Source organism: Nonomuraea sp. NPDC049141, from assembly GCF_040648415.1.
GTDB lineage: Bacteria > Actinomycetota > Actinomycetes > Streptosporangiales > Streptosporangiaceae > Nonomuraea.
The window spans coordinates 762,062-774,444 of record NZ_JBEZDR010000002.1 but is presented as its reverse complement, the minus strand read 5'-3'; the positions used below and the strand labels follow the sequence as shown (position 1 = coordinate 774,444).

Genomic DNA, 12,383 nt, shown 5'->3' with positions numbered 1-12,383 from the left:
TGTCCTCTTAGTCGCCGATGTAGTGCATGACGTGCTTGACCCGGGTGTAGTCATGCAGACCGAACACCGAAAGGTCCTTGCCGTACCCCGAGTGCTTGAAGCCGCCGTGCGGCATCTCCGACACGAACGGGATGTGCGTGTTCACCCAGACCACGCCGAAGTCCAGCCTGTTGGACATGCGCATGGCGCGGCCGTGGTCGGACGTCCAGACGGAGCCGCTCAGGCCGTACCTGACGTCGTTGGCCTTGGCCAGCGCGTCGGCCTCGTCGGAGAACGTCTGGACGGTGATGACCGGGCCGAACACCTCGTTCTGCACCATCTCGTCGTCCTGCTTGAGCCCGTCGACGATGGTGGGGGCGAAGAAGTAGCCCTTCTCGCCTACCCGATTACCGCCGGTGAGCACCTTGGCGTGCGCCGGGACGCGCTCGATGAAGCCCTGCACCCTGGCCAGCTGGGTCTCGTTGTTGAGCGGGCCGTACAGCGCCTCGTCGTTGGACAGGTCACCGGTCACGGTGCCCGCGGCGGCCTCGGTGAGGGCGGCGACGAACTCGTCGTGCACACTCTCATGGACAAGTACCCGGCACGCGGCCGTACAGTCCTGGCCCGCGTTGTAGAGGCCCGCGGTGGCGATGTCACCGGCGGCCTTGCGCAGGTCCTTGACGTCCTCGAAGACCACGACGGGTGCCTTGCCACCGAGCTCCAGGTGAACCCGCTTCACATCCTCGGCGGCGGTCTTGGCCACCGCCATGCCCGCGCCGACGGAACCGGTGATGGCGACCATGGCCGCGGTCGGATGGCCCACGACGAGCGCGCCGGTGTCCCGGTCACCCGTCACCACGTTGAAGACCCCGGCCGGCAGCACCGAACCGATGATCTCGGCCAGCTTGAGCGTGGAGGCCGGGGTGGTGTCGGACGGCTTGAGCACGATCGTGTTGCCGGCGGCGAGCGCGGGGGCGATCTTCCAGACCGCCATCATCATCGGATAGTTCCACGGCGTGACCTGCCCGATGACGCCGATCGGCTCGTGCCTGATGACGCTGGTGTGCTCGGCGAGGAACTCACCCGACGTCGGGCCCTCCAGCGTACGGGCCGCGCCGGCGAAGAAGCGGAAGTGGTCGGACGCGACCGGGGTCTCGTCCTCGGCCATGCGGGCCCGCGGCTTGCCGGTGTTCAGGCACTCCGCTTCGTTGATCTCGTTGGCCCGGGCGTCGATGGCGTCGGCGACCTTGAGCAGCAGGTTCGCCCGCTCCCCCGGGGTGGTCTGTCCCCATGACTCGAACGCGGCGGCCGCGGCGGCGTAGGCGGTGTCGACGTCCTCGGTGCCCGAGATCGGGGCCTGCAAGTAGGCCTCGCCCGTGCACGGGTCGATGACATCGGAGAATCGGCCGCTCTTGGCGTCCACGAACTCACCGTTGATGAAGTTCTGCAGACGGGTGGTCAAGGTATGACCTCCTCGTGAGGTGGCTGAGATGCCGAGACTCTTACAGAGCACATGCATCACGACAAGGGATTTCGTGGTGAATATATCAAATTGCTACGAAATCGCTTGACAGAGGCCTAATAACTGACACCATGTCGCACCAGGACGGCAACGCAGCGGGAATGCGCCCGCAACGCCGGACCGCTAGGAGGCCCCCACACGATGTCCACGCCGCCCCGCGTACGCCGCAGCAATGACGCCGCCCCCGCGCCGTTCGCGCTCGACGATCTCTCCAAGCAGATCATCGAGCAGCTCCAGGGCGACGGGCGCATGCCGTATGCGGCGATCGGCAAGGCCGTCGGCCTCTCGGAGGCGGCGGTCAGGCAGCGCGTGCAACGCCTGCAGGACGCCGGGGTGATGCAGATCGTCGCCGTCACGGACCCCCTCACGCTCGGCTTCCCGCGCCAGGCGATGATCGGGGTGAACTGCGAGGGCGACCTGGATTCGATCGCGGACGAACTGGCGGCCATCGACGAGATCGACTACGTCGTCCTGACGGCCGGGTCCTTCGACGTCATCGTCGAGGTGGTGTGCGAGGGTGACGGCCACCTGCTGGAGATCCTCAGCAAGATCCGGGCCATTCCGGCCGTCCGGGCCACCGAGTCGTTCGTGTACCTGAAGCTGCGCAAGCAGACTTATTCGTGGGGAACACGCTGAGCTGACCCGAGGCGGGCCCGTAGGTCCGCCTCGGCCATGGTCGAAATATTACCGTCAGCTGGTCAACTGAATGGTGGCGATCTCCCAAGGGCGCAGCGCGAGGCGGACGCTTCCGGATGAGACAGGCAACGGGTCGCCTGGACGGCCGCGGAGGTCGGCACGGCGAGCCTGGGTGAACGAGCCGGAGACGACCGCGTCCGTGGAGGTGTCCGACAAAGCCACGACACGGAGTTCGTGCCAGCCGTCGCGGACCCTGAGCGAGGTCATGACCACGCCGTCGCCCGTCACCGACAGGCCGGGGGCCGCCGGAGGCAGGGTGAGCGACGGGTCGCCGGTGCCGGGAACCGCGAGGAGGTCGTGCCGGAACGTCTCGGCCGCCGGCGGCACCGCCTCCCACGAGCCGCTGTACGGCATGAGCGCCAGGCTGACCGTGCGCAGGCCGCGTGACTGGGCGGCCGGGGTCGGCAGTTGGGGGCCTGCCGGTTCGGGGCGCATGGCGTGCAGGTTGCGGGAGAGGTAGCCGACCGAGCGCAGCAGGGTGAGGGCGAGCTCCGCGCCGCCGTCGACCAGCTCGTACTCGGTGACGTGCTCCAGCAGCGCCGCGACCCCGCCGGCGGCCACCCATCCGGAGGCCGGGAACGTGGGCAGCGGCTCCTCACCGCAGCCCGGCTCCGCGGTCAGGCCGCGGGTGACGACCGCGAACTGGCCCTCCGCGTACGAGGCCGCCGCCTGCGCGGGCACCGGTACGTGCAGGCGTACCCGGTGGTCGGAGCACCGGTTGTCGAACGAGACGTGCAGTCTGACGTACGGCTCGCCGGCCCGCAGTTCGACCCGCGTGTCGACGACGATCTCCTCGGTCGTCTCGGTCCTGGCGGCGGCCGGGATCTCCGGGGTGCCGTCGATGCCCTGGCCCGCGGCGGGCCAGCGGTAGGCGCGGCGGACGTCGAAGGCGGCCAGCAGCGGGCCCGAGTAGACCGGCGTCAGCTCCACCGACTCCGGGTCCGACACGATCCGGTCGTCGGCCGGGGGCGCGTAGTTGTAGGTGTCGCCCACGTCGCCGCCATCCACGATGCGGCCCGCGCCGGAGAGGGTGGTCCCGTCGGCGCCGGTCAGCGTCAGCGTCCCGTCCGCCGCCACCTCGACACGCAGCAGCCCGTTGTCGAGCGCCCGCTCCTCGGCCCGCACCCCGGCGACCGGCGCACTCCCAGCGGAGGAGCCGTGCACCGCTGACGAATCGTACGGCGCCGGGCGGACGCTCGTATGCCCCAAAGGCGGCGTCTCGACGAGCGCGGCCACCGTACGGCGGGCCTCGGCGACGATCCGCACCCGGGTCACCCCGTCCAGCGCCCCGCGTACCTGCGCCACATTGAAGGCCACCGCGGACTCCCGCGCCACCGTGAACGTCAGCGTGCCGTCGTCCACCGACCAGCCGGTGATGTGCTGACCGTACAGCTCCGTGCCGTGGATGAAGGTCAGCGCGGTGGCCGGGTCCATCTCGGCGTCCAGCAACAGCGTGGGCGCGTACTCCAAGGTCTGCGCGGGCACCGGCGCGCCGGTCGGGTCCACCAGCGGATCGCGGCCCGCCACGTCCACCACCACGACGCCGCGCCGGGCGGCGGGTGTCGGGTTGACGACGAGCACCCCGTCCGACGGTACGGCGGCCGACAGCCTGGCGGTCACCATGTCGCGTACGGCCTGCCCGAGCTGCTCGGCCTCGGCGATGCGCGCGGCGACCTGCTGGGCCGTGTCGTCGACGCCGCAGCCGGTCACCGAGTCGTGCCCGCTGGCGTCCACCAGCCGCCACCACGCCATGTCGAGGAACCGGCCGGGCCAGTCGCCGCCCCACAGCGTGGCCAGCGGCTCGGCGTAGCGCTCGACCATCCGCTCGGCCCGGCCCATGGCCTGCTTGACGTGGGCGCGCACGGAGATGACGCCGGGCAGGATGTTCGCGCGGGCGTGTGAGCGCAGCTCGCCGGAGACCCGGGGCAGCCCCTCCACAGAACCCGAATAGGCCCCGATATATCCGATCAAGGTGTCCATGCGGGCGCCGATGTCGGCCACCATGCCGGGCAGCCCGCGTACGGGAGCCGAATGGTCGGTCCCGTACATCGCCAGCAGCGCCCCCTCGGGCCCGTGCCATTCCCGCATCCGCTGGATGAACTCGCCGGCCCGCTCCGGCAGCTGCGCCGGATCCTCGAACAGGTGCGCCCCGTTGCCATATCCGCCGGCGGGCAGGTACTGCGTCCGCAGGGCCGTGCCGTCAGGCGCGACCCAGGCGAAGGCATCGGTCACCACGGACGACGGCACCCCGCGATAGACGCAGGCGTGCAGCAGCCCGGCCCGCCGCAGGATCTGCGGCATCTGGGCCGTGTGCCCGAACATGTCGGGCAGGTAGCCCACCGCCATGGCCCCGCCGAGCTTGTCGGCCCGGCTCATGCCCAGTTCGAGGTTGCGCACGATGTTCTCGCCCGAGCACAGGAACTCGTCGAGCAGGATCTGCCACGGCCCGACCGCCAGCCGCCCGGACTCCACCAGGGCGGCGATGCGGTCGCGGTTCTCCGGCCGGACCTCCAGGTAGTCGTCGACGCAGGCCAGCTGACCGTCGAGGGTGAAGTGGTAGCCGGGCTCGCGCTCCATCGTGTCGAGCACCTCGTCGAGCAGCGCCACCAGCCGCAGCCGGAACCGCTGGAAGGGCTCGTACCACTCCCGGTCCCAGTGCGTGTGTGGGACGACGACGATTTCGGCGCTCACGCGGCTTCCCCTCCGATCGGCAGGTCATGCTGTACGGCGAAGCAGGCGGCGATGCTCTGGGCCGTGACGATGTCCGCCAGCCCACCGGCCGCGGCGGTGAGCGGCGGCTTGCCCTCGTTGACGTAGGCGTGGAAGGCGGCCAGTTGCACCTCGAACGCCTCGGTCACGTCCCGCCATTCGGTCCGGCTCTCAGCACCGGCGACCCCCGAGACCACGGTCAGCGTCGTGGGCGCGTTCATCAGGTAGGGAGAGGGGAAGACCAGCTCCAGCGAGCCCTTGTCGTGGTGGATGGCCACGGTCTCCCGGTAGGCCGGGTAGTCCTCCAGGTAGTGCCACCGGATCGAGAACCGCCCGCTGACGGGCAGCGTCCCGGAGACCTCGATGGACCCGGGCCCCGGCCCCCACGTCTCAACTGCCGAAATATCGGCAGGCGACCCGGTAAAGCGCCTCAAGAGCGACAAATCGTGGCATATCGAGCCGAGGGCCACCCCGTACAGGGCCCGTACCGAGTCGGGAGCCGAGTCCCCGAGCGCCCGGGAGACCAGCGCGTCCTCCGCCGCCCGCAGCGAGGCCAGCAGCTCGGGGTCCACGTCACGGGCCGCCGTCAGGTTCGCGAAGGCCAGCTGGGACCCGGCGCTCGGGTGCAGCACGGTCACCTCGACCGACCGGATCGCGGCCGGACCGCCCAGCTCGGCCAGCAGCTCCTCGGCCCGGCGCACGGCCGGGTCGTACTGCTTCATGTAGCCGACCATCAGCCGCCCCTCGGGCAGCGCCTCGACCTCGGCCCTGGTCAGCGCGAGCGGCTTCTCGCAGAGCACGGCGTAGCCCGCGGCCAGCGCCTGGCGTACCGGCTCGCCGTGGGAGCCGGAGGCGAGGATGAGCACGGCGTCGAACCCGCCCTCGGCCAGCATGCTCTCCACGGCCGTGAAGCGCTTCGGCGCCCCCAGCCGGTCGCCGACGGCGTCGGCGGCGGTCCGCGACAGGTCGCAGACGGCGGTCACCTCGAACAGGTCACGGCGCCTCGACAGCAGCGGTACGTACACCGCCTGCGTGACGGCACCGCACCCGACAAGCGCGATCTTCAAAGCCCGATCCTCCAGCGTGGGGTCAGCCTGGGGGTCACAGTCCCAGCTCTCTCAGCTTCTCGCGGTTGGCCGCCTGATCGGCGATGTTCCGCTCAACCGACCGGCGGCCCGGCAGGGTGTCCTGCTCGATGATGACCCAGCCCTGGTAGCCGATCTCGTCGAGCACGCGGACGACGCCGGGCAGGTCCAGCTCGCCCTCGCCCAGCGGCGCGAACCCGCCGCGGCCCATGAGCTCGCGCAGGTCCACGCCGTCGGCGAGGGCCTGGCCGAGTATCGCGGTGTCGCCGTCCTTGATGTGCACATGGCCGACCCGGGCCGACCAGTCGCGTAGCGCGGTCACCGGGTCGCCACCGGCCAGCAGCAGGTGGCCGGTGTCGAGGCAGAGCTCCACGTCGGTCAGCTCCAGCAGCCGTTCGACGTCCTCGGGCGTCTCGACGTACGTGCCCAGGTGATGGTGGAAGGCGGGCTCGAAGCCGCGCTCCCGGCAGCGGTCGGCCGCGATCTGCACCCGGGAGGCGTAACCGGGCCAGTCGGCGGCGGCCAGCCCCGGAGCGTTCCCGCCCGGCCTGGCGAACCTGGCCGGAGAGCCCGAGCAGCCGAGCGTGGGCCGCGGCGCCAGGTGCTCGGGAGCGGCCGGAGCGGCGGCGAACACGTCGAGCGTCGCCTCCAGCGCGACCAGCCCCTTCTCGAACTCCGCGGGGTCGCTGTAGCGCAGGTCGGCCCAGCCGCCGGCGAGCAGCAGCCCGTCGAGCCGCTTCACCAGGTCCGCGCCGGTGCCCAGGTAGCCGATGGGTCCCAGGTCGATGCCCGCGTAGCCGGCGTCGGCGAGCGCGCGGACCATCCGGTCGGCGCTCAGCGGCGGCGGCGCGTCGGCCAGCTCGAACACGCCGAAACTCACGGGGGCGTTGGCGACTTGTATCACTCGCATAGGGCCATTACCTCGTTCTCATACGTTTCCAGGCGATGCTGTCCTTCTCCCACGGGAACCACTACCCGCTCACCGCGGATGACCTGGCGATCGCCCCCGGGGCACACCAGGACGAGGCCGTCGGCGTCGAGCGCGAGCAGTTCGTCGCCCAGCCTGAGCAGCAGCGGCTCGCCGGGGCCCGCGGAGATCGCGGTACGGCCCGCCGCGACTGCATCGAAGATCGTGCTGGTGTCCTCGGCCAGGACCCAGGTGGTGGGCGCACCCGGCAGGCCGTCGTCGCCGATCCGGTGGAAGTCGCTGGCGCCGATCGCGACCAGGTCGGGGTGCCAGGCGTCGGCCCAGGCCAGGGGCGCGCCCCAGCGCCGGTCCCACCAGCCGGAGTGCCAGACCTCGGCGATCCGCGGCCGTTCGGCCACCGGCTGGAGCCAGGCGCAGTCGCCACCGAGCGGGTGGTTGATCGAGATCAGCCCGCCCTCGCGCGCGGCGTGCCTGACCCAGGAGTCGGCGGGCCGCCGGAAGTCCACCCAGCCGACGTCGCCGAACACGTTGGCGTGCCCCCGGTCGGTGGTGACCTCCTGGCCGGGTAGCAGCGCGATGCCGCGGTCGTTCCCGAGCCAGGGGTGGTGGCTGACGGTGTTGTGGTCGGTGACGACCAGGAAGTCGAGGCCGCGGCCCTTGGCCAGCTCGGCCAGCTCGGGGATGGTCAGCACCCCGTCACTGTGGACGGTGTGGGCGTGGAAGTCGCCCGCGAACCAGCGCAGGCCGTCGACGCCGGGCAGGTCGCGGGGCGGCGGCCGTTCCCCGTGCGGCGGCTCCTCGACCACCGGCCGCGGCGGCACGGTGGGCTCGGTGCGGATCTCCAGCGTGAAGTCGAGGCCCTGCGGCGGCACCCGGTGCAGCCGCAGCCACACCTGCCACGTCCCCACCGGCAGCTCACCGGGCAGGTAGCCGGGCGTCGCCCAGTCGGTGGTGATCGTGTACTCGTCGCGCGCGCCACCCGACCAGCCGCGGAACCCCTCCGGCGAGCCGCACCCGAGGTCGAGCACCCCTTGCGACCGGTCGAAGCTCAGCCGCACGGTCAGCGCGGCGGTGCCGGCGGGCACCTCGAAGGGCACCTCGCGCAGGATCCGCTCCAGCCGGTCGTCCAGGCTCCAGTGGCCGCGGATCAGGGTCATGCCGACACCAGCTCGCCGTCGCGGTAGACCAGGGCCCGATCGCGGCGGGGCGTCGCGAAGCCGTCGACGCCCAGCTCGGGCTCGTCGCCCTCGGGCACGACCGCCTGGACGAGCACGTCGCCGACCTCCAGCGTCACCAGGTGGGACGCGCCCAGGTTCTCCACGATGGCCACCTTTCCGCCCAGCGAGCCCTCGGCGGGCTCGGCCGAGTAGGTGTTGTACTCGGGCCGCACGCCGTACACGATCCGCTCGCCGTCGACCAGTAAGCCCTCGGCCGAGACGGGGACCGGCACCTTGCACCCGGCCACCTCCAGCGTGTCACCGCGGACGGTCCCGTCGAGCAGGTTCATCGGCGTCGAGCCGATGAAGGCGGCGACGAAGGTGTTGGCGGGCCGCTGGAACACCTCGGCCGGCGTGCCGATCTGGCGGATGTGCCCGGCCTCCATGACCGCCATCCGGTCGGCCATGGCCAGGGCCTCGGCCTGGTCGTGGGTGACGAAGACGGTGGTGACGCCGAGCTCGCGCTGGAGCTTCTTCAGGAACGTACGGGCCTCCAGCCGGAGCCGGGCGTCGAGGTTCGACAGCGGCTCGTCGAACAGGAACGCCTTCGCCTGCGTCGCCATGACGCGGGCCAGCGCGACCCGCTGCTGCTGGCCGCCGGACAGCTGGCCGGGCCGCCGGTCCATGAGCTGGTCCAGGCCCAGCCGGGTGCCGACCTCCAGGGCCTTCCGCTGCCGGTCGGCCTTGGCGACCTTCTTGATGCGCAGCGGGTAGGCGATGTTGTCGGTGACGTCCATGTGCGGGAACAGCGCGTAGTCCTGGAAGACCATCGCGATGTCCCGCCCGCCCGGCTGGACGCCGGTGACGTCGCGGTCGCCGATGACGACGGCGCCGCCGGTGGCGGTCTCCAGCCCGGCGATCGTGCGCAGCAGCGTGGTCTTGCCGCAGCCGGACGGGCCGAGCAGGGCGAAGAACTCGCCGTCGGGGATGGCCAGGTCGAGCGAGTCGAGCGCTTTGACTCCCCCGGGGTAGACCTTGGTCAGTCCTCGCAGTTCGATTGCGGCCATCAGCGCTTGATCCCTCCGTGGAAGCGGAAGCCGTACTTCTTGCTGACGAACAGGTACATGAGCACCACAGGGACCGAATAGAGCAGGCCGAACGTGGACAGCAGGGTGAGGTTGGCCTGGCCGCCCTCGGTGTACAGCGTGTACATGATGACTGCCGCGGGCTGCTTCTCGACATCGCTCAGCAGCAGGTACGGCATCAGGAAATTGCCCCACACGTTGGCCACGGCCCACACCGCGATCGTCGCCAGCCCCGGCCGTACCAGGGGGACGACCACATGGCGGACGATCTGCAGCGGCGAGGCCCCGAAGACCCGCGCCGACTCCTCGTACGACTTCGGCGTCGAGTCCATGAAGTCCTTGAGCATGAAGATCGCCGCGGGCAGCAGGCCGCCGCTCAGGATGAGGATCAGCCCGAACTGCGAGTCGATCAGGTTCAGCTCGACGGCCAGCTGGAACAGCGGCACCATCGCGGCCGTGCCGGTGATGATCGAGGACAGCAGCAGCAGCGCGTAGAGCAGCGCGTCGCGTCCCGGCAGCCGCACCCGGCTCAGCGCGTACGCGGCCAGCGCCGCGAAGAGCACCACGAGCAGGGCGGTGCCGACCGCCAGCACCAGCGAGTTCAGCAGGGACGGAAGCGCGTACGGGTGCTCCAGGATCGCCGTGAAGTTGTCCATCGTGAAGTCGGGCACCCGGACCTCGTAGGTGGGGTCCGAGGTGAACGGCGCGGCGGCCAGCCACAGCAAGGGGATGGTGAAGAAGGCCAGCAGCACCGCGATCAGCGTGTAGAAGCCGATCCGGCCCAGCACGAACCGCGTCATTTCTTACTCCTGAGCAGGCGCAGGTAGAACACCGCCACGACCAGGTTGATCAGCAGGATCACCGTGGAGACGGCGGCGCCGTAGCCCAGCTCCTGGCCCAGCAGCGCGACCTTGTAGACGTGGACGGCCAGCACCTCGGTCTGACCGTCGGGCCCGCCCGCGGTGAGCATGAACGGGGTGAAGTCGTTGAACGTCCACAGGCTGATCAGCAGGAGGTTCGTCAGGATGTGCCCCCTGATGTGGGGGAACACCACGTCACGTAATTGCTGCCAGCCGGAGGCCCCGGCCAGGCGAGCGCTCTCCAGGTGCGAGGGCGGCACGTTCCCGAGGGCGGCGCCGTACAGCATCATCGAGAACGCGGCGCCGCGCCAGGTGTTGAAGACCACGATCGACAGCATCGGGTGGTCGAGCAGCGGCGCGAAGCCCGGCAGGTGGAGCAGCGCCTGGAGCGTGCCGCCGTCGCGGTCGAGCAGCGCCACCCACAGGAACGAGACCACGGCGCTGGGCAGGATCCAGGCCAGGATGACCAGGCCCTCGACGGCCCGCTTGAGCGGCCCGGTGCGATCACGCATCAGCCAGGCGATCGTGAACCCGAGCACGACCTGGCCGATGACGGCCGAGCCGAGCACGAACTGGACGGTCAGCCAGGTGGAGTCCCAGAACGCGGGATCGGAGACCGCTTTGACGAAGTTGTCGAAGCCGACGAGCTTGGGCTCGGCGGCGGCGGTGCCCGTGAGGCGGTAGTTGGTGAGGCCGAGGTAGAGGACCCAGAGCGCGGGGAAGACCAGGAACACCGCGATCAGCGCCAGCGCGGGCGCCACGAAGGCGCCCGCTCTCAGCCTGCCCAGGCCCGCCGCGTCCGAGCTGTAGCGGCGGGCGGGCACGTCGTCGATGACCTCAGGAGGCGATGTTGCCTGCGCCACCGACGATTCCTTCGAGCTTCTTCTGGTAGTCGGCGGCGGCCTGGTCGGGTGCCGCGCCCCCGACGACGGCGGCCGTGGCCTCCTGGAGCGCGGCCGACACCTGCGGGTAGACGGCGACCGGCGGCCGGTAGGCCGTCAGCGGCAGCACCTTCTCCGAGATGAACGTCAGCAGCGGCTCCCCGGCGAGGATCTCCTTGTTGACGTCCGTCCGCGGGGTGATGCGCACGTTGCCGTTCTTGGTCTCCTCTTTCAGCCCTTCCGGCGAGAGCGTGAAGGCCAGCAGGTCGAAGGCCTCCTTCGGATGCTTGCTGTTGGGGTTGACGGTACGCAGCGCGCCGCCCGACATGCTGACGAAGTCCTGGCCGCGCAGGCCCTTGCCCGGCTCCATGGCCGGGATCATGGCGTAGCCCACGGTCTGGTCGCGGTCGGCCATCTTGGCCACGCCGGTCTGGGGGTTGACGACGCCGCGCCAGAAGTAGTCGCCCTCCATCAGGATGCCGATCTTGCCGCCGGCGAACTGCTGGAAGGACTTGTCGCGGCCCTTGGCCTCCTGCTGGAGCTTGGGGTCGCCGAGGCCGCTACCGCCGTAGATCTTCTGGTAGAGGCCTAGCGCGTCCTTGAGCGGCTGGGAGGCGCCGGTCCACTTGCCGTCCTTCTGGACCTCACCGCCCGCGCCCGCCAGCAGCGGGAGCACGCCCTGCATCGAGGTGGCCTCGCCCATCGCGGTGCCCGCGTTGATCTGGATCGGCACCGGGACGCCCGACGACTTCAGTTTGGTGCCGGCGTCGAGGATCTCCTGCCAGCTCTTCGGCTGCCAGTCGGCCGGCAGGCCCGCCTTCTGGAAGAGCGTCTTGTTGAAGTAGAGCACCCGGCCGTCCGTGCCGACGGGCAGCGCGTACTTCTTGCCGTTGAAGGTGGCCAGCCCCTGAACCGACTCGGGGATCTGCTGCCAGCCGTCCCAGCTGTCCGCGCTCGCCCCGACGACGTCGGACAGCGGCTTAATGTAGCCCGCCTCGGCGAACTCACCGGCCCAGATGCCGTCGATGTCGATCACGTCCGCGCCCTTGCCCGACTTCAGGTCGAGGGAGAGCTTGGTCTTGTACTGCTCGTCGTCGACACCGCTGGGGACGAACTTGACCTTGACGTCCTTCCCCTTCGCCTTCTCGGCCGCCTCGAACTTGGGGACGACCCAGTTGGCGAGGAAGTCGGCCGCCGCCGCGTTCTTGCCGCCGGCGATGGCGTTCTGCGCGATGGTTAACTCGATCGTGTCACCGCCTCCGGACGACTGGCCGCACGCGGCGAGCCCCAGCGTGGACACGGCAAGGACCGCGACCACGCCTACCGACCTATTCCGCAATCCCATGCAAACCCTCCGACACGTCCTAAAGCACGACGGTGGCCAATATGTCATGACATCCAGATGACGTAAAGGTCTGCCGATATTTCGCCCATGTGTCCACATGCTGCATCTTTATTACGAGGAGGTCTCGGCGACGATC

Annotated in this window: 10 protein-coding genes; 1 reads left to right on the top strand and 9 read right to left on the bottom strand. The window is 70.3% G+C overall.

Going from position 1 to position 12,383, the window contains the following annotated elements:
• Positions 1 to 7: 7 nt before the first annotated feature.
• Positions 8 to 1,441 carry a gamma-aminobutyraldehyde dehydrogenase gene (locus tag AB0B91_RS08405; protein WP_358317413.1) on the bottom strand — a complete coding sequence of 478 codons (1,434 nt, stop codon included), beginning with the start codon at positions 1,439 to 1,441 and terminating at the stop codon, positions 8 to 10.
• Positions 1,442 to 1,642: 201 nt separating this feature from the next.
• On the opposite strand from AB0B91_RS08405, the gene AB0B91_RS08400 reads away from it, so the two are divergent.
• The gene (locus tag AB0B91_RS08400; protein ID WP_358317411.1) at positions 1,643 to 2,137 is read left to right on the top strand and encodes an Lrp/AsnC family transcriptional regulator; all 495 of its coding nucleotides are present in this window, start codon (positions 1,643 to 1,645) and stop codon (positions 2,135 to 2,137) included.
• 54 nt (positions 2,138 to 2,191) lie between these two features.
• Here AB0B91_RS08400 and AB0B91_RS08395 read toward each other — a convergent pair whose 3' ends face one another.
• Genes AB0B91_RS08395 through AB0B91_RS08360 form a run of 8 tightly spaced genes read right to left on the bottom strand, consistent with a single transcriptional unit; the run spans position 2,192 to position 12,247 of the window.
• The gene (locus tag AB0B91_RS08395) at positions 2,192 to 4,888 is read right to left on the bottom strand and encodes an alpha-mannosidase (protein ID WP_358317409.1); all 2,697 of its coding nucleotides are present in this window, start codon (positions 4,886 to 4,888) and stop codon (positions 2,192 to 2,194) included.
• The gene (locus tag AB0B91_RS08390; protein WP_358317407.1) at positions 4,885 to 5,973 is read right to left on the bottom strand and encodes a Gfo/Idh/MocA family oxidoreductase; all 1,089 of its coding nucleotides are present in this window, start codon (positions 5,971 to 5,973) and stop codon (positions 4,885 to 4,887) included. Before AB0B91_RS08390 ends, AB0B91_RS08395 begins: the two co-directional genes overlap by 4 nt.
• A 34-nt stretch (positions 5,974 to 6,007) precedes the next feature.
• A complete protein-coding gene (locus AB0B91_RS08385; RefSeq protein ID WP_358317405.1) occupies positions 6,008 to 6,901 on the bottom strand; it encodes a TIM barrel protein in 894 nt (297 codons plus the stop codon).
• Positions 6,892 to 8,076, bottom strand: a complete 1,185-nt coding sequence (locus tag AB0B91_RS08380; protein WP_358317403.1) for a CehA/McbA family metallohydrolase — start codon at positions 8,074 to 8,076, stop codon at positions 6,892 to 6,894. Before AB0B91_RS08380 ends, AB0B91_RS08385 begins: the two co-directional genes overlap by 10 nt.
• Positions 8,073 to 9,143 (bottom strand): ABC transporter ATP-binding protein, encoded by a 1,071-nt coding sequence (locus tag AB0B91_RS08375; RefSeq protein WP_358317401.1) that lies wholly within the window; start codon positions 9,141 to 9,143, stop codon positions 8,073 to 8,075. The genes AB0B91_RS08380 and AB0B91_RS08375 overlap by 4 nt, the downstream gene beginning before the upstream one ends.
• Positions 9,143 to 9,961, bottom strand: coding sequence for a carbohydrate ABC transporter permease (locus AB0B91_RS08370; protein ID WP_358317399.1), 819 nt, complete (start codon positions 9,959 to 9,961; stop codon positions 9,143 to 9,145). The genes AB0B91_RS08375 and AB0B91_RS08370 overlap by 1 nt, the downstream gene beginning before the upstream one ends.
• On the bottom strand, positions 9,958 to 10,884 hold the full coding sequence (locus AB0B91_RS08365) for a sugar ABC transporter permease (RefSeq protein ID WP_358317397.1): 927 nt from the start codon (positions 10,882 to 10,884) through the stop codon (positions 9,958 to 9,960). The genes AB0B91_RS08370 and AB0B91_RS08365 overlap by 4 nt, the downstream gene beginning before the upstream one ends.
• On the bottom strand, positions 10,859 to 12,247 hold the full coding sequence (locus AB0B91_RS08360) for an extracellular solute-binding protein (RefSeq protein ID WP_358317395.1): 1,389 nt from the start codon (positions 12,245 to 12,247) through the stop codon (positions 10,859 to 10,861). Before AB0B91_RS08360 ends, AB0B91_RS08365 begins: the two co-directional genes overlap by 26 nt.
• Positions 12,248 to 12,383 lie beyond the last annotated feature (136 nt).

Coding starts and splice junctions, on each gene's coding strand:
- AB0B91_RS08400 (WP_358317411.1), top strand. CDS start 1,643: ATGTCCACGCCGCCCCGCGTACGCCGCAGCAATGACGCCGCCCCCGCG.
- AB0B91_RS08385 (WP_358317405.1), bottom strand. CDS start 6,901: ATGCGAGTGATACAAGTCGCCAACGCCCCCGTGAGTTTCGGCGTGTTC.
- AB0B91_RS08380 (WP_358317403.1), bottom strand. CDS start 8,076: ATGACCCTGATCCGCGGCCACTGGAGCCTGGACGACCGGCTGGAGCGG.
- AB0B91_RS08375 (WP_358317401.1), bottom strand. CDS start 9,143: ATGGCCGCAATCGAACTGCGAGGACTGACCAAGGTCTACCCCGGGGGA.
- AB0B91_RS08370 (WP_358317399.1), bottom strand. CDS start 9,961: ATGACGCGGTTCGTGCTGGGCCGGATCGGCTTCTACACGCTGATCGCG.
- AB0B91_RS08360 (WP_358317395.1), bottom strand. CDS start 12,247: ATGGGATTGCGGAATAGGTCGGTAGGCGTGGTCGCGGTCCTTGCCGTG.